Origin of the sequence: Pseudomonas sp. PA-5-4B (assembly GCF_021606215.1) — a bacterium.
Classification (GTDB): domain Bacteria; phylum Pseudomonadota; class Gammaproteobacteria; order Pseudomonadales; family Pseudomonadaceae; genus Aquipseudomonas; species Aquipseudomonas edaphica.
On sequence record NZ_WKDB01000020.1, the window covers coordinates 80,537 to 97,045 of the forward strand.

Consider the following 16,509-nt stretch of genomic DNA (forward strand, 5'->3'; position numbering starts at 1 on the left):
AGAGAACAGAAATGAGACTGTCCCGCTTTTTCACCGACACCCCGCTCAGCATCGGCGACCATGAATTGCCCGAAGCCCAGGCGCATTACATCAGTCGCGTATTGCGCATGGGTGAAGGCGACGCCGTACAACTGTTCGACGGCTCCGGCCAGGAATTCCTCGGCACCTTGCTGGAAGTCGGGAAAAAACGCGTTACCGTGCAACTCACGGAACGCTTTGCGGGCCAGACCGAATCACCGCTGCACATCCACCTCGGCCAAGGCCTGTCCCGGGGCGAGCGCATGGATTGGGCGATCCAGAAAGCCACCGAACTGGGTGTGAATGAAATCACGCCGATTTTCAGCGACCGCTGCGAAGTACGCCTGAAGGACGAACGCGCCGACAAACGTCTGCTGCACTGGCGCCAAGTGGCGATCAGCGCCTGCGAGCAATGCGGGCGTTCGACAGTGCCGGTGATTCACCCGCCGCTGTTACTGGCCGACTGGTTGAAGCAAGCCGAGGCGGATTTGAAGCTGGTGCTGCACCCGGTGGCCGAGCCGATGGTCAGCCACGCCAAGCCATCGAGCCTGGCGTTCCTGATCGGGCCTGAAGGTGGGTTGACCGACGCAGAAGTCGCAACCGCCCAAGCTGCCGGCTTCCACGCCGCCCGCCTCGGCCCGCGGGTGCTGCGCACCGAAACCGCGCCAGTCGTGGCATTGAGCGTGGCCCAGCAACTCTGGGGCGACTTCTAACCTCGCCCGATCGTTCCCACGCTCTGCGTGGGAAAGCCTCCTGTGACGCTCTGCGTCACGACCTCAAATTGGGACGCAGAGCGTCCAAGGCTGCATTCCCACGCGGAGCGTGGGAACGATCATTGCGGCTATCACTCCACCGGGTCACTCACCGGCTTGGCAATAATCGCCTTCAACTCGCTGGTCATCGGAAACTCCAGGTTCAGGCCCTTGGGCGGAATCGGCTGTTCAAACCAACGCTGGTAAATCCCGTTGATCTCCCCGGAGCGGTACAGATCGGCGAGCGTTTCGTTGACCACCGCTAGAAACTGCGGGTCGTCCTTGCGCAGCATGCAGCTGTAGATCTCCCGCGACTGTTCCTTGCCCACCACCACCCAGTGGTGCGGGTCTCGGGCCTTGGCGCGCTCACCGTAGAGCAACGCATCGTCCATGTAGAACGCCACTGCGCGGCCGGTCTCGAGCATTTTGAACGCTTCGCCATGGTCCTTGGCGCTGATCACAAACATATTGGCCTTGTGGTCGGCGTTGTAGCGCTTGAGAAAGCGTTCATTGGTGGTGCCGGCCGTGGTCACCACATTCTTGCCCTTGAGGTCTTCAAAACCCTGGATGCCACTGTCCTTGGCGGTCAGCAGTTGGCCCTTCACATAGATAAACCCGTAGGAAAACGCCACCTGCTTCTGCCGCTCGGCGGTGACACCGGTGGAACCGCATTCCAGGTCGACGGTGCCGTTTTGCACCAGCGGAATACGGGTCTGAGAGGTCACCAGGTTGTACTTAACATTCAGCTTGGCCACCCCGATTTTCTGCTGGATGCGCTCAACGATCTTGCTCGCCAACTCCACCGAATAGCCCATGGGCTTGCCACTGTTGTCGCTCACGTAGGAAAACGGCACCGAGGCATCGCGATACCCCAAGGTGATCGACTTGGCATTCGCGATTTTGCTCAAGGTGCCGTCCAGCGGGGCTTCATTGGCCTGAACCTGTGCGCCAAACAGCAGCCCCAGAGTGCAGCCGGTCAACAGGATTTTTTTCATTGTTATTCTCCGTTGCTGGTGATGAATCCAATTATGCAGCGCGGGGCGTGAGGCCCTGCATATCAATGGAAGGCGCGTGCTCGCTGATCAGTTCGGCCAGCAATTGCCCGCTGCCGCAGGCCAGGGTAAAACCCAGGGCACCGTGGCCCAGGTTCAACCACAGGTTTCGATAGGCGCTGGCGCCGATCAGCGGCACACCGGTGGGTGTGGCCGGGCGCATGCCGGCCCATTCGACCGCGTGGGTGTAATCGCCGGCCGTTGGGAATGTCTCCATGGCCTGGCGTTTCATCAGCGCCAGACGCTTGGGCTCAAGGCCTGCATCAAAGCCGACGATATCCACCATGGCCGCGACCCGCAGTTGCTCGCCGATGCGCGCATACACGATCTTGCGGTCATAGTCGGTGACACTCACGTTCGGCGCCTGGTGATGCGCGCCAATCGGCACGTTCAGGCTGTAGCCCTTGAGCGGATACAGTGGCAATGACAACCCTGGCAAACCCAATTGCGCGCTGCGATGCCCGGCCGCCAGCACCAGTTGATCCACCGCCATCACCTCGTCACCCAACTCGATGGCCTGCACCGCGCCGTCGGCGTGGCGTATGCGAGTAACCTCGCGGCCCAGCAAAAACCTGCAGCGCCCCGAGGCTTCGAGCCGGGCCGCCAGCCGTTGGCAGAAGGCGTGACAGTCAGCCACCTCCTCGTTCGGCGTGTAGATGCCACCGAGAAAGTCGGCGCCCATTAACGCTGGCTCCAAGTGTGCGCAATCGGCCACGGACAACACTTGCTGCTGCACGTTATTGCTGACCTTGCTGCGCGCATGCTCAAAGGAGACGGCGTTACGAAACGTCACCAGTTTGCCGTTGCGGCGCCAATCGAAGCCCTCCAGGCGATCGCCTTCGCGCCATTGCTCCAGCGTGGCCTGGCTCAAGGACGCCAGGCGCAGCAGGTGCGCGGCATTGCGCGTGTTCACCGAGCCACGGCAGGCGCCGATAAAGGCCGCCATCCAGCGCCATTGCTGCGGGTCGAGACGCGGGCGCAGCTTCAGCGGCGAATCACCGCGCAGCAACCAGCCGATGGCTTGCAGCGGCACACCTTTGTCGGCCAACGGCGCGACATAGCGGTAGGACAGTTGCCCGCCATTGGCGAAACTGGTCTCGCTGCCGAGGCTGTCCCGCGTGTCGATCACTGTCACCTCATGGCCTGCACGCACCAGGGCATAGGCGCTTGCCAAGCCGATAACGCCACCACCGATGATGCAAACCCGCTTGGCCATTGCTGCCACCCGCTATTGAATTGACTGGCACCAAGCCTAGGGCCAGGTGACAGGTCGCCGACAATGAATAAAGATGGGTCATCTATAAACAAAGGTTATGGACTTGCCATGCGCCTGCGTCATATCGAAATCTTCCAGGCCATCCGCCAGACCGGCTCCGTCAGCGCCGCCGCGCAGCTGTTGCACGTCTCGCAACCGGCGGTAACCAAGGTGCTGCAGCACGCCGAGTTGCAGCTGGGCTTTGCGCTGTTTTTACGGGTGCGCGGCAAACTGCAGCCCACACCGGAAGCGCTGGCGCTGGAAAGCGAAGTCGAGAAAGTCACCGAAAGCCTGCAAGGCGTGCGGCGCCTGGCCAAGAGCTTGCGCCGCAAGCCGGGCCAAAGTGTGCGTATTGGTGCGATTCCGGCACTGGCCCTGTCGTTGCTGCCGCCGGCCATTCTGGAATGGAAGCGCGACTACCCGGACATTGCCTGTGAGCTGTCCAGCGACCACAGCCGCGAGCTGGTGCAGAAGCTGTTGATGCGTGAGATTGACCTGGCTCTGACGCTGAACTTCTCCGGCCATCCGGGGCTGACCACGCAGGTGCTGGCCAATGGCGTGTTGGTGGCGCTGGCGTCAAAGGGTTATTGGTCGGATGCCGAGCTGAGCAAGCCCCTGCCATTGGCGGACCTGTCGGGTGCGCCGTTGATTGGCCTGTCGAGTGCCGACCCGTTGGCCGCCAAGCTCGACAGCTACCTGGAAAACGTCGACCCACCGCCACGGGTGAGCATTGCCGTACAGACCTATTCCCTGGCCCGGGCGATGGTGGAGTCAGGTGCCGGGTTGACGGTGATCGACCCGTTTACCGCCCTCGGCGCGTCAACGGCGACCACCTGCATTCGCCCGCTCACGCCGCCGTTGCCGATCACCCTGTACGCCCTCACCCGCGCGGATGAGCCGCCGCCGCATATGTTGGCGAACCTGTTGGACATTTTCGGCAACCGAGCGCGAGAGCTGCTGGAACGCTTGTAATGTGGGAGCTGGCTTGCCTGCGATAGCGGTATTGAATGTGCCGACGCTATCGCAGGCAAGCCAGCTCCCACAAAAGCCAGCTCCCACAGGTCAGAGCACGTAGTGCATGATCGCCACAAAGTGCAGCAAACTGCCGCCGATCACAAACAAATGCCAGATCCCATGGGAATGCCGCAGGCGATCCTCCAGGGCAAAAAAGATGATGCCGACGGTGTACAACACCCCGCCCGACGCCAGCCAGATAAACCCCGCCGTGCCCAGCGCGGCAATCAGTGGCTTGACCGCCACCAGCACAATCCAGCCCATCACCGCATAGATCACAATCGAAAGAATCCGCGCCTCGGAACGCGGCTTGATCTCCTGCAAAATGCCGATCACCGCCAGCCCCCACACGATTCCAAACAGCGTCCAACCCCACGGCCCGCGCAGCGTCACCAGGCAAAAGGGGGTGTAGCTGCCGGCAATCAGCAGGTAGATCGAAAAGTGATCAACCTTCTGCATGATCTCTTTTCGCCGCCCCTGCACGCTGTGGTACACGGTGGACGCGCTGTACAGCACCAGCAGGGTAAAACCATAAATCGCCACGCTGACGATCTTCCAGGGGCTGCCGTCCAGGCTCGCCACCACCAACATCCACACTGCGCCGACAAACGCGGCGACCGCCCCGGCCAAATGGCTCCAGGCGTTGAATCGTTCCCCGTGATACATGTGTCACTCACCTCGAATAACCGTTACCACATGGTTGTGCCAGGACCATTGTGACGCTACCGGCACTGTTACAGGTAACACGCATTTCTGCCTTTGCCCAACGACCCCGTGCCGATGGATCACTCACTGAGTCCTGTGGGAGCTAGCTTGCCTGCGATAGCGGTGTGTCAGCCCATCATTCAATAATTGACAGACCTCATCGCAGGCAAGCCAGCTCCCACATACGGCAATCTCCATGGCCCGGCCCCAATATCGCCACCTGCATGGCTTGCCGGGTGCGATTGTGACCGTGCGCGGGCTGTACCTGTTCCCTTCGGTACACCCGCCTGGTGCTGGGCCTGTGCAGCGCATGGCTGGGAGTGAACGGGTTTTAGGGGCACAATCGACAGCATTCGAACCCGAGCCACGGCCATGCTGATCGACGAAGAATTCACCCTCAAGAAACTGGAAATCTTCCTGGCGTTCATGCGCACCGGCAACCTGGCCCGCGCCGCTGCCGAGTTGCAAACCAGCAACGTCAGCGTACACCGCGCCATCCACTCCCTGGAAAACGCGCTGCGCTGCCCGCTGTTCAAGCATGAAGGGCGCAACCTCACGCCGCTGGAAAGTGCCTACGTGCTCGAAGAACGCGCGCAGAAACTGGTCGCCGATGTGGTCGACAGCGTGCGCCTGACCCGCGAAGCCGCCGGGTTTTCCGCCGAGCGCTTCAAGCTGGGCTCGCTGTATTCGCTGACGGTCAAAACCGTGCCGCAATTGATCATGGGCCTTAAAATCAGGCGCAGCGAACTCAATATCGACCTGATCCTGGGTTCCAACTTTGACTTGCTCTACAAACTCAAGAACATGGAAGTCGACGCGATCCTCATCTCCCTCGATGACCACGCCAACGACCCCGACTGCGAACAGATCGCGCTGTTTTCCGACGACATCTTCCTCGCCACTCCAGCCGATTCACCCTTCGACCGTGAGCAGCAAATCGACTTGGCGGATGTGCGCGACGCTACTTTCATTACCCTCACCCAAGGCTTCGCCACCCATCAGGACGGCAATCGGGTGTTCAAGCAGGCGGGCTTTGAGCCGAAGGTGGCGATGCAGGTGAACGACATTTTCACGCTGCTGAGCATGGTCAGTTCAGGCGTGGGTTATGCGTTGCTGCCAGGGCGGATTGCAGCGGTGTATGAGAACCGCGTGAAGCTCATACCGCTGCAACCGCGGTATCGGTTGCAGCAGCATATTGGCGTGGTGTTTTTGAAGGCCAAGGAGCGTGATCCGAACTTGCTGGCGTTGCTGGCGGAGTGTCGGATGTATGCCAACCGCCAAACCTGACACCGATCGTTCCCACGCTCTGCGTGGTAATGCAGCCCTGGACGCTCCGCGTCTGCTCTTAAAGGCGTGACGCGGAGCGTCACATGAGGCATTCCCACGCGGAGCGTGGGAACGATCATTGATGAGGCCGGCTCAGGTCAGCCCACCAACCCGCGCATCAGCAAAAACAGCAACGACGGTCCCAGCAGACAGCCCAGCGCCGTGTAAAACGCCGCCGTCAGGCAACCATATGGCACCAGCTTCGGATCGGTCGCTGCCAAACCACCGGCCACGCCGCTGGACGTGCCCATCAGCCCGCCGAAAATCACCGCACTGCGTGGGTTATTCAGCCCGATTAACGGCGCTACAAACGGCGTCATCACCATCACCAGAATGGCCTTGATCAACCCTGCGGCAATCGACAGCGCCATGACCTCGGAGCTGGCACCAATCGCCGCGCCCGTCACCGGGCCAACGATGTAGGTCACGGCGCCCGCACCAATAGTGGTGAGGCTTACGGCATCGGTATAACCAAACGCCAGCGCCACTCCAACGCCAGCCACGAACGAGGAACCCACGCCGACAAACAGCGCCAGCACGCCCACATAACCGGCGCGCTTGAGTTCATCCACACTCACGCCAAACGCCGTGGCAACAATGGCAAAGTCCCGCAGCATCGCGCCGCCCAGCAAGCCGATGCCCGACAGCAACGGAATATCCACAACACCCTTGGCGCCGCCGGTAAACGCGCCGCCCACATACGACAGCACCAGCCCGAGCAAAATGGCGATGGCCGAACCGTGCAGCCGGCCTTTGGTGAAGGTGTCGGAGATCCAATAGGACACCCACATGGTCAAGCCGATCACGGCAAAACCACTGATCAGGCCGTAGCCGGTGATCACTTTCATCATGGATTCGTACATGGCGATCACCCGGCTTCTTTAGTGGGAACAACCGCAACAGGCTTGCGGTTGCCGATGCGCACTAACACCGGTACCAGGGCAAAACCCAGCACTACAGCGAGCGTGCCGGCCAGAATCGCCATCGGCCCGCCCTTGATTGCGCCGTACACGTTTTGTTGGGCCGCCATCGCTACCACAATAGGGATATACACCGCCGCCCAGAAGCTCACGCCCTGCTCCGACTTGCCGGTAAACAGCCCACGTTTACTGAGGTAACTGCCCAGGCCGATCAACAGCAACATGGCGATACCCACCCCGCCGACGTTGGCCGGAATACCCATCCACTTGCCCAGCAACTCACCGATAAACAGGCCGATCAACGTACACAGCGCCAGAAACGCCACACCGTAAATAATCATTGTTGTTGTCCTCGAAGTGCTTCATCGAAATTGTTGTTTTTGTGCTTCGAAAGCCTTGGGTGGTGCTTTATCGGTGGCGGCGCTCCTCCTCTTGCAGCAGGGCCTGCAAGGTGTCCAGGCGTGCGCCTTCATAGGCGATTACGCTGCCTTGCTCGAAGACACGGCGGGACAGGCCGGTGAGTACCGCGCCAGGCGGCAGTTCGATTTGCAGGCGCACACCGCGCTCGTAGGCGCTTTGCACGGTGCCACGCCAGTCGACGATGCGGCACATGTTGAAAGCCAGGTCGTCGCGCAGTTGCTCGGGGTTGTGGATCGGCCGCGCGCGGGTGCTGCTCAGGTAGGTAATGCGCGGCGCCTTGAGCGTTACAAACGCCTGCGCCAATGCCTCGGCGGGTTCGTTCAGCAGCACGCAATGGGATGGCACGCTTACGGCCAGGCGCTTGGCCACGCCGTTGCCTTTGATGCGTTGCGCGACACGCTGCATGGCTTCGTCACTGCCGGCGATGACGGTCTGGTTGTCGGCGTTGATGTTGGCCAGGTACACCGGGGTTTGTGGGCTGTGGATTTCAGCCAGCAGCGTTTCGACTGTGGATAACTGCGGGCCGATGATCGCGGTCATGCCAAAGCCTTGTGGATAAGCGTTTTGCATCAGTTCGCCGCGCAGGCTCACCAGCTTTACCGCATCGGCAAACGCCAGCGCACCAGCGATGACGGCTGCCGGGTAGGCGCCGATGGACAGGCCCGCCACGTAATCAGGCGTGCGTTGCAATTGGCGGGCGTGGGCCACACCGGTGATCAACAGGCAGAGTTGCACGGCGCGAGTGTTGGCCAGGGCTTGGACTGAATCGAGCTGGCTTACGTCTTCGCCCAATGCATCACTGGCTTCTTCCAGGACGTGAGCAGGCAACGCTTGAAGCATGCCCGCGCGCTGGGCACCCTGCCCCGGAAATACCAGAAGGCTGCTCATGCCACGGCCTGCCAAGGGTCAAGTACCAGGTGCGCGCCGTGGGTGGTTTTAAGCAGCACCCGGCGTGATTCGCCAGCCCATTCACGCAAGGCGACAGCGCCAAACGGGGTTTGCAGTTGCAGGTCGACAGCGCATTCGGCCGAGTCCAACAACGCCAACAGATTGCGTGCGGCGTTGCGCTCAAGTGGCTCGGGTGTGCACAGCATCAAATCCAGATCGCTTTGGGCATGCAGTGCTTCAATGCCGCTGGCCAGCTCGAACCCTGCACTGCCGGTGACGCCCCAGTCCTGCTGCGCCAGCACTGGGCGCAGTTGATCAAGCGCGCGCAATGCCGGTAGATCCCGCGACGAGACCACACTGCGCAAATCTTGCGGCGTCACGCGTCGTTGCACTGCCACAAGGGGCATCAGCGCCGCAAAGCGCTGCTCACGCAAGCGCCCGCGCACACCCACAGCCACGTCACCCGGCTCGACCGTGGCGCGACGCACCACCACCGGGTGACCGGCGCTGATCACCTCCAGCACCCAGGCCGGCGCATCAGCGGGCAGATGCGCCGGGGTCATGCCCCAGAGCAAGTCGTGGGCGTTCACCATTGCTCCCGCAGCAGTTGGCGTACGTGGCTTGAGGCGGCGCGATTGCTCGCACCGAGGCGCCCTTTCAGATCCGGGCTGTGGATATCTTCAATGGCGCGCAGCAGGCAATCGCTGACCCGCGTCACGTCGTCCGCGGTGGGCTGTTCAATCTGGCTGACCGACAGGGTTTCCCAGAGCAAACCCAGGCTGGCATAGCTGTCAATGTCATAGGCCATGGGCGGCACGCTGGCGGCCAGGGCCTCGAGTTCTTCAACACTGCGCAAGGTCACCCGCGCCGCCGAGGCCTTGCCCATGGCGTGCACCATCACGCCAGGGTCACGCAGGGCGATCATGCGGTTAGCCTGATAACCGTGAGCAAGGAATGCACCGGACATGGCTTTGCCCACCAGCAGCGCAATCACCGAGTGCCCGGCCAAGCGAGCACGGGCATAGCTGTCGGCGGCGGCGGCCAGGGCCTGATGGATGCCGAGGGCTTCTTCGCGACGGCCGTAGGCTTGGCTGGGTACATCGACGATAGCGATGATGGGGCGTTTGTCGCCCTTCTCGATGGCTTCGTCGACAGCCTTGGCAAGGCCCCAGCCCTCCAGTAAACCGACTTCGCCGTTGCGCGCACGCGGGAAACGATTTTGCGCATCGGTGACCACGGCAATAAAGCGCACGGCCTGTTCACCCACTACGCCGTCTGCAACCTTCAATGAGTCGGGCAACCCTTCGACAGGCGTTGCGCCGACGCTCAATGCGTTGAACCACTGCAAGCCTCTCATGGACGTTCTCCTTGATACAGGTCGCGCACCGTAGCGGGATCTATTTGCGGCGCAGCGTCCAGCTCAGTGAGGCGCGCCAGGTAGAAATCGATCTGACGGCTACGCTGTTGCTCGGGCAAACCCTGTTGCAGCAAGGCGCTGACGGTCTGTTGGATCTGCGCCACATCGTCCGCCACATAACGGTCGGCCAGGCCGCTGTTGAAGCGTTGCTCGCCGCCGGTAAGGCTCCAGATAAACGGCCGGTCGCGGGAGTCGTACTCTTCCAGTCCCGCTTCCTGCTCGATCACTTGTGGGCCATTCAAGCCCAGGCGTGCTTCGCGGGTGACCACCAGATAACTGCACAACCCGGCGGCGATGGACATGCCACCAAAACAACCAACACTACCCGCCACCACGCCGACTACCGGCTGGTACTGGCGCAGGTCGACAATCGCCGCATGGATATCGGCAATCGCCGCCAGCCCAAGGTTGGCTTCCTGCAAGCGCACACCGCCGGTTTCCAGCAGCAGCACGGCACGGGTCGGAACACCGTTGCGGTTGTCTTCAGCCGCCAGTTCGAGGGCACCGGCGATTTTTGCGCCGCCCACTTCACCGAGGCTGCCGCCCTGGAAATTGCCTTCAATGGCAGCAATCACCACCGGCAACCCGGCGATGCTGCCTTTAGCGATCACCACGCCGTCATCCGCTTGCGGCACCACGCCTTGGCGGCTGAGCCACGGCGACATCACGCGTTGGAACGGGTCGATCAGTTCGCGGTAAGTGCCGCTGTCCAGCAACGCCTTGGCTCGCTGCCGCGCACCGAGTTCGACGAAGCTGTGCTTGTTGAGTAAATCAGTCATGGCCGATCTCCTCGAAACCCTGTTCCAGGCGCAAACGCACCACGCCGGGGGTGGCGCCGAAGTCGTGAATATCAATCTTCAAAGCCGGTGGCGTCTGCTCCTGGAAGATCCGTTCGAACAGATGCTGCCAGCGTTGCTCGGCGCCATTCACCGAAGTCTGCACTTGAATGGTCAGCGTGCCGGGCGTGCCCGGTTCCAGCAACACTTCCAGGTCGCCGGAGCCGACGCAACCCACCAGCGCACGGCCTTTGGGCGGCTGCCCGGCGGGGAATTCAAAGGATAAGGTTTCCATCACAACGCTCCGTCGAGGCGGTCGATAAACAGGCAGGCGGCCAACAGGTCGGCGGCGCCGCCGGGGGAGGCATTCAGGGCCAGGAGTTGCTGGTCAAGGTCGTGCAGTTGGCGGCGCCCGGCGAGGCTTGCGCTACCGCCAGCGTCCAGCACCGCCTGGGCGCCGCGTTGCATGGCGCGCAGGCCTTCGGTGCCGGCTCGGTAGAGCACGCAGGTGTCGGCCAGGTCGGTCATGATCGCGAGCAAGGCGTCCAGGCGCGCATTTTGTTCACCGGCGTTTTGCCGGCGGCTTTTGTGCAACTGCGGCAGGCCGCGTTGCACCACGGCAGGGAAGCCCAATTGCGCTTCTTCACGGGCACCGCGTGCGCCGTAGCGTTGCGCGACTTGCGCGCCATGGCTCAGCGGTTGCGGGGCGAAACGGTCGTTGAGCAAGGCCAGTTTGGCGGCGGTGAGCGTGACGGCGCGTGGCTCCAGAGCCGCTGCGGCAGTAAGCAAACCGAGGGCCCAGATCGCGCCGCGATGGGTATTCACGCCTTGGGTGGTGGCGAGCATGGCTTGCTCACCTTCGCGCCCGATACGCCCGAGGGCTTCGCGCAAGGGCAAACCCACTTCACCGAACTCAAGCGCCGCTTCGGCCATTTCCTTGAACATCGGCCACAACGACAGCGCCGAGGCGTGCATCAGGCCCAGGTGCAAATCGCTATGGGCGCCATTGCCGCGACGGTCTACCAATGCGGGTTTGGGTGACAGGTCAGCCTCATCAATCAAGGCATCCACAGCCATATCCGCCAGGCGATCGGCGAGGCTCAGTTCATGCAGTTTGAGGGCGCGCATTTACCAGCTCCTGAACTTGGCGGGCGGGTTGTACAGGCCACCGGACCAGTCCACCAGGTCGGCCACGCTCTTCGCTGCCAACAGCTCGCGGGTGGCGTCGGTGCGGCGAATCCCCAAGTCTTCGGGCAAGGCGATCAAGCCTTCGCGGCGCATGCGCGCAGTGTCCTTGGGGTTGTGGCGCATGCCGATGGCGGTGACGCCTGCAACGGCGGCGATCATCGCCTGGCGCTCTTCCAGCGAGCGTGCCTTATACAAATAGGCGATGCCTTCTTCGGTGAGCAGGTGAGTCACGTCGTCGCCGTAGATCATGATCGGCGCCAGCGGCATGCCGCTTTTGCGCGCGACTTCCACGGCGTCGAGGGTTTCGACGAAGGTGGGTTTGCCACCTTCCTGGAAGGTCTCGACCATTTGCACCACGAGCTTTTTGCCGCGTTCCAGCAAAGCCTCCGGCGCGTCGTCGTGGCGCATATCGAGCCAGGCCGGCGTACCGTGACGGCGGCCGCGTGGGTCGTGGCCCATATTCGGCGCACCACCAAAACCGGCAAGACGGCCACGGGTCACGGTGCTGGAATGCCCGTCGCCATCCACTTGCAGCGTGGCGCCGATAAACAGGTCCACCGCGTATTGGCCGGCCAGTTGGCAGAACATCCGGTTGGAGCGCATCGAGCCGTCGCGGCCGGTGAAGAACACATCCGGGCGGGCGGCGATGTAGTTTTCCATGCCCAGTTCGGTGCCGAAGCAATGCACGCTTTCCACCCAGCCGCTTTCAATCGCGGGGATCAGGGTTGGGTGCGGGTTGAGGGTCCAGTTGCGGCAGATTTTGCCCTTGAGGCCCAGGGACTCGCCGTAGGTCGGCAGGATCAACTCAATGGCGGCGGTGTTGAAACCAATGCCGTGGTTGAGCGACTGCACATTGTGTTTTTCGTAGATGCCACGGATCGCCATCATCGCCATCAGCACATGCACCGGCTTGATATGACGCGGGTCGCGGGTAAACAGCGGTTCGATGTAGAACGGCTTGTCGGCCACCACCACAAAATCCACCCAGCTCGCCGGGATGTCGACACGGGGCAAGTCAGTGACATCGTCGACCAACTGGTTGACCTGCACGATGACGATGCCATCGCTGAACGCAGCGGGTTCGATCAGCGCCGGAGTGTCTTCGGTACTGGCGCCGGTGTAGATATTGCCGGCGCGGTCGGCCATGAAACCGGCCGAAAGCACCACGTTGGGGATCAGGTCAACCACCAGCCGTGCGTAGAGTTCGATGTAGGTGTGGATCGCGCCGATTTCCAGCAGGCCATCTTCGAGCAACTGGCTGATGCGCAGGGACTGGGTGCCGGCGAAGGAGAAATCCAGCTTGCGCGCGATGCCCTTTTCAAACAGGTCCAGGTGCTCGGAACGGCCGACACTGGGCATGATCATGTGCAAATCGTGGAGCTTGGTCGGGTCGGCCTTGGCCAGTGAGCGCGAGAGAAAATCGGCTTGCTTCTGGTTATTGCCCTCCAGCACCACCCGGTCGCCGGGGAGGATCAGCGCTTCCAACGCCTCGACGATTTTGTCACTGGGCAACACTGCCCCGTCTGCGTACTTTTTGACCAGCCCGAGCCGCCGCTGCTTCTCGTCGCGCCGCCGCGTCCAGCGCAAATCGGGGGTGATGGTTGTTGTCATGGTCGCTCCACGGGGTTTGCTGTCGTGGGCTGTACCTTAGGAGTGAATGTGGGGGGCATCAATCAAGCCCGGCGGTGGATCGTTACGGCTAGAGTAACGGAACATCAGTGAATGCTGGATTCAAGCCAAATGAAAATCAAAGGTGGGAGCTGGCTTGCCTGCGATGGCGGTGGGTCAGCTATGAAGGTGTCGGCTGACAGTCCGCTATCGCAGGCAAGCCAGCTCCCACATGTGTTCGGTGGTGTGTGTTAGATAGCGGTTCCAATCAGGGACCGCTTAAGCAGGGCTGACTTGTTCCAGTGCTCTATCGACCAACAGTTGACTCAGCTCTGCCATTTGCTGGATCGCCAACATGCTCGCACGCTGGGCCGGGTCCAGGTCGAAGGCCAAGTTGCAGGTCAGTGCGTTGAGGGAGCACAGGGTTTCACTGGCGTTGGCCAGCAGAGCTTCGGTGTTTTGGTGGGGGTTTACGGTGAAGAGGGGCGGATTAGGGGTAGGTTTGATCATGATGAAGCTCCTAAACAGTTAGTAAGGAGCACCACCGTTCGCTTGCACGCGAATGAGGGTGGCGACCGTGCGCAGGTGTGCAAGACCGGGCCTGTTTAGGACACCCAGCAGGTCCGAAGACCTCCTGCGCGCAGCCGCCATAAAGCAGCAAGCACAAAAAACGCCCGTGGTTGGCTGGGCGTTTGTACGCCTAAACAGTTTCGTCGGACTTGCACGTCCGTGTCACCGTTTTTCGATGACGGGACGAAGACTAGCCGCCATGACTACCCACAACAAGTTCATGCACAGCTCGAAATCTTGCAGGAAAATTCCGAAGGCTGCCTCCTCAAAGCGCCATCACCACCTTGACCGACCCCAAGCCTTCCAGGGCAAAGCTGTGGTACTCGTAGACCTCTCCTTGAATATGAAGAAGTAGAGCGCTTCCCTCATCACTCACCTGAACATCAGGTTTCTTTGTTTTCAGAAAAGGATGAGCAGACACCAATGCAGCGAGTATTTCCTTATCACTCCCCAAATCCTCATGGACGAAGTACCTATAGGAAAAACCCACCGTCGCTCCACCCTGACCGTCTCGAGCACCGTAGATGGAGGTGCCGTTGCCCAAGGAATGCTTCAACACCACTTCATCCAGATCCGGTGCTCCGGCAGACATGATCCAACTGGCGCCGATATAGAGAAGGCAGACGATGAGCAGGCAATTGCGCAATAACGGTCCGAGGCGTTTAGTGGCCTTGGGAAATTGCATATTCAATCCCTCTTCTTATCCAATATTGGTCCCGTGGATCATCACCAAAAGGCTCACCGCCCCACCATGTACCGAAATCCGGGAGTGTCGTTTTTGCAACAGTTTGCGCCACGCCGGCAGCTCGCAGTAATACGTGCTCGGGAATGCCCAACACTGTCCCCGTAGCGCCGTAATTGAAGTTACCAAACGCTTCGTACTCGCTCCCTCTCTTCTTGTAGTTCCAAGGTCCGGCTGCCCGAACCTGGGAGTAAAACCAGGAATAGGCGAATGCCGAGCCGGGTTTGAGGTGGGTGCGTTTACATCGAGAAATCGCCATGTTTTCAAAAATTGAAACATCCGGCGGCATTAGCGGAACAGCCATTTGCGGATCCTTGCAGGCAGTGAGGAGCGCAGAAACTAGCCACTCCACTCAGGCCTGAAAACCCGCTTAATCCAAATGCAGAACCGACCTACAACAACTACAGCCCATTCCGACATGTGAGCGGTCAATCCGCATCATTAGCAGATCCAAAACGGCGAAAAGATACGGTCATCAAAAACAATTTTTAGTCAAGCCAGCTCCCACATTGGATTGACGGTGCTGCGAGGACTCGCGTCATTCCCACCGATGAATAGCCAACACTTCTTCCACTTTGCCCAGCAGCATCGTCGCGCCGTCCATCAACTGTCCAAGCAACGCCTCATCCTCATCCATATATCCTTCATATTCCGCCAGGTTGCGGCGCTCATGACACAGCGCCAATAACCTCACCTGCACCTTGTTCGCGTCGACGGTGTGGATCAGGCATTGAAAAACCAAATAGCGTTTGTCCGAGCGATAACCGCGCAGGCGCAGAGCTGTGAGCGAGATAGCGTGGGCGGCGTTGTATGCCAAGTCGAAACGACTGGCGAAGGCTAATTGCGGGTTACCTGCATCCCTCAACCGATCTCGCGCCGAGCGCATCAGCCCATCACACTCTTTGCGATCCGGCGGCTCAGCCTTCAAGCCACCGCTACGTTGCAGGTTCTCCAGGTTTGCCTTGCTGTCCATCCATGGACTCCTGAGGGTTGCCCCCCATCAGATTGATCTTGTCCTGCTGCACGACCCGCTGAACAAAACTGTTCCCGGCATTCCATTTGCTGGTCCAGTCGTCAGGGGTGTAAAGCGTCGGGTTGATGGTGCGGCCCAGTTGCTCTTCCAGCGGCATGAGTTGCTCCATGACTTCACTGTAGTTGAGGCTTTGGCCGATCAGCATCAGATCTATGTCACTGGATGAGTGCGCCTCGCCCTTGGCGATGGAGCCGTAGATAAAGGCCCAGGTTATCTGCTCCGCGAACGGTGCCAATGCATTGCGCAAGGGTTCGTCCAGACTGAGGGTCTTGCGCACGATGGCCAACAACTCCGAGTAAATCGGGCATTGGGGATTAGCCTGGTAGTGGGTCTGATTGCCTTGGCGCGTCATGCTCAAGATGCCCGCCAACTGCAAACGCTCCAGCTCGCGGGTGAGGCTGCCTTTGCCCACTTGAGCCGAGCGTGCGATTTCATTGGTGTAGAAACTTTGACCAGGCTTGCCGAACAGCAGGCCCAGCACTTTTTGCTGGGTGTTGGTGAAGAGTGCAGTGCTAAGCGGCAAGGTTTGCATGGCAGCGGCCAAAGAGTCCCAAAAAGGGAACGATAGGTCCCTTTTTGGGAACGATCAAGTCATCCGCGACCTGCGGCTACTTTCAGGCTGCCGCACAGAGCCCCTGTGGGAGCTGGCTTGCCTGCGATGGCGGTGGGTCAGCAATGAAGTTGTGGGCTGACAGTCCGCTATCGCAGGCAAGCCAGCTCCCACATGTGTTCGGTGATGCTAGTTAGATAGCGGTCCCCTTTTGGGACTACTCAGGCAGGGCTGACGTGTTCCAGTGCTCTGTCGACCAACAGCTGACTCAGCTC

General features: G+C 60.7%; 20 protein-coding genes. 3 read left to right on the forward strand and 17 right to left on the reverse strand.

Annotated features, from left to right (window positions below):
- The first annotated feature begins 11 nt into the window (after positions 1-11).
- Complete coding sequence (locus GIW28_RS12360) at positions 12-731, forward strand: 16S rRNA (uracil(1498)-N(3))-methyltransferase (RefSeq protein ID WP_017139421.1); 720 nt, start codon at positions 12-14, stop codon at positions 729-731.
- Positions 732-862: 131 nt separating this feature from the next.
- On the opposite strand, the gene GIW28_RS12365 is transcribed toward GIW28_RS12360, so the two are convergent.
- Both GIW28_RS12365 and GIW28_RS12370 read right to left on the reverse strand, forming a co-directional pair.
- The gene (locus GIW28_RS12365) at positions 863-1,765 is read right to left on the reverse strand and encodes a transporter substrate-binding domain-containing protein (protein WP_236446073.1); all 903 of its coding nucleotides are present in this window, start codon (positions 1,763-1,765) and stop codon (positions 863-865) included.
- 31 nt (positions 1,766-1,796) lie between these two features.
- A complete protein-coding gene (locus GIW28_RS12370) occupies positions 1,797-3,038 on the reverse strand; it encodes a D-amino acid dehydrogenase (protein WP_236446072.1) in 1,242 nt (413 codons plus the stop codon).
- Positions 3,039-3,146: 108 nt separating this feature from the next.
- Between GIW28_RS12370 and GIW28_RS12375 the strand changes: the two genes are divergently transcribed.
- Complete coding sequence (locus tag GIW28_RS12375; protein ID WP_236446071.1) at positions 3,147-4,049, forward strand: LysR family transcriptional regulator; 903 nt, start codon at positions 3,147-3,149, stop codon at positions 4,047-4,049.
- A 90-nt stretch (positions 4,050-4,139) separates the two neighbouring features.
- Here the strand turns inward: GIW28_RS12375 and trhA are convergent, their stop codons facing one another.
- Positions 4,140-4,757: a PAQR family membrane homeostasis protein TrhA gene (gene trhA / locus GIW28_RS12380; protein WP_017139425.1), complete on the reverse strand. Its 618-nt coding sequence runs from the start codon at positions 4,755-4,757 to the stop codon at positions 4,140-4,142.
- A gap of 411 nt (positions 4,758-5,168) precedes the next feature.
- Between trhA and GIW28_RS12385 the strand changes: the two genes are divergently transcribed.
- Entirely contained in the window at positions 5,169-6,083 is a 915-nt protein-coding gene (locus GIW28_RS12385) for a LysR family transcriptional regulator (RefSeq protein WP_017139426.1), read from the forward strand.
- Between the two features lie 137 nt (positions 6,084-6,220).
- On the opposite strand, the gene madM is transcribed toward GIW28_RS12385, so the two are convergent.
- The 14 genes from madM to GIW28_RS12455 form a co-directional block, all read right to left on the reverse strand.
- On the reverse strand, positions 6,221-6,985 hold the full coding sequence (gene madM, locus GIW28_RS12390) for a malonate transporter subunit MadM (protein WP_026013868.1): 765 nt from the start codon (positions 6,983-6,985) through the stop codon (positions 6,221-6,223).
- Positions 6,986-6,990: 5 nt separating this feature from the next.
- Positions 6,991-7,383, reverse strand: coding sequence for a malonate transporter subunit MadL (gene madL, locus GIW28_RS12395; protein ID WP_017139428.1), 393 nt, complete (start codon positions 7,381-7,383; stop codon positions 6,991-6,993).
- A 67-nt stretch (positions 7,384-7,450) separates the two neighbouring features.
- Positions 7,451-8,350 carry a malonate decarboxylase subunit epsilon gene (gene mdcH / locus GIW28_RS12400; RefSeq protein WP_236446070.1) on the reverse strand — a complete coding sequence of 300 codons (900 nt, stop codon included), beginning with the start codon at positions 8,348-8,350 and terminating at the stop codon, positions 7,451-7,453.
- Positions 8,347-8,943: a malonate decarboxylase holo-ACP synthase gene (locus GIW28_RS12405; protein WP_236446069.1), complete on the reverse strand. Its 597-nt coding sequence runs from the start codon at positions 8,941-8,943 to the stop codon at positions 8,347-8,349. Before GIW28_RS12405 ends, mdcH begins: the two co-directional genes overlap by 4 nt.
- Positions 8,937-9,707, reverse strand: coding sequence for a biotin-independent malonate decarboxylase subunit gamma (gene mdcE, locus GIW28_RS12410; protein WP_236446068.1), 771 nt, complete (start codon positions 9,705-9,707; stop codon positions 8,937-8,939). The genes GIW28_RS12405 and mdcE overlap by 7 nt, the downstream gene beginning before the upstream one ends.
- Positions 9,704-10,546, reverse strand: coding sequence for a biotin-independent malonate decarboxylase subunit beta (locus GIW28_RS12415; protein WP_138452412.1), 843 nt, complete (start codon positions 10,544-10,546; stop codon positions 9,704-9,706). The genes mdcE and GIW28_RS12415 overlap by 4 nt, the downstream gene beginning before the upstream one ends.
- Positions 10,539-10,838, reverse strand: coding sequence for a malonate decarboxylase subunit delta (locus GIW28_RS12420; RefSeq protein WP_017139433.1), 300 nt, complete (start codon positions 10,836-10,838; stop codon positions 10,539-10,541). Before GIW28_RS12420 ends, GIW28_RS12415 begins: the two co-directional genes overlap by 8 nt.
- Positions 10,838-11,671, reverse strand: a complete 834-nt coding sequence (locus GIW28_RS12425; protein WP_138452413.1) for a triphosphoribosyl-dephospho-CoA synthase — start codon at positions 11,669-11,671, stop codon at positions 10,838-10,840. The genes GIW28_RS12420 and GIW28_RS12425 overlap by 1 nt, the downstream gene beginning before the upstream one ends.
- The gene (mdcA, locus tag GIW28_RS12430) at positions 11,672-13,342 is read right to left on the reverse strand and encodes a malonate decarboxylase subunit alpha (RefSeq protein ID WP_236446065.1); all 1,671 of its coding nucleotides are present in this window, start codon (positions 13,340-13,342) and stop codon (positions 11,672-11,674) included.
- A 276-nt stretch (positions 13,343-13,618) separates the two neighbouring features.
- Positions 13,619-13,849, reverse strand: coding sequence for a DUF6124 family protein (locus tag GIW28_RS12435; RefSeq protein WP_110620276.1), 231 nt, complete (start codon positions 13,847-13,849; stop codon positions 13,619-13,621).
- A 325-nt stretch (positions 13,850-14,174) separates the two neighbouring features.
- The gene (locus tag GIW28_RS12440) at positions 14,175-14,594 is read right to left on the reverse strand and encodes a hypothetical protein (RefSeq protein WP_236446063.1); all 420 of its coding nucleotides are present in this window, start codon (positions 14,592-14,594) and stop codon (positions 14,175-14,177) included.
- Positions 14,572-14,955, reverse strand: coding sequence for a polymorphic toxin type 44 domain-containing protein (locus GIW28_RS12445; RefSeq protein ID WP_169987566.1), 384 nt, complete (start codon positions 14,953-14,955; stop codon positions 14,572-14,574). The genes GIW28_RS12440 and GIW28_RS12445 overlap by 23 nt, the downstream gene beginning before the upstream one ends.
- Before the next feature lie 234 nt (positions 14,956-15,189).
- Positions 15,190-15,624 carry a hypothetical protein gene (locus tag GIW28_RS12450; RefSeq protein ID WP_169987568.1) on the reverse strand — a complete coding sequence of 145 codons (435 nt, stop codon included), beginning with the start codon at positions 15,622-15,624 and terminating at the stop codon, positions 15,190-15,192.
- Positions 15,587-16,216, reverse strand: coding sequence for a nucleotidyltransferase domain-containing protein (locus GIW28_RS12455; RefSeq protein WP_169987570.1), 630 nt, complete (start codon positions 16,214-16,216; stop codon positions 15,587-15,589). The genes GIW28_RS12450 and GIW28_RS12455 overlap by 38 nt, the downstream gene beginning before the upstream one ends.
- Positions 16,217-16,509 lie beyond the last annotated feature (293 nt).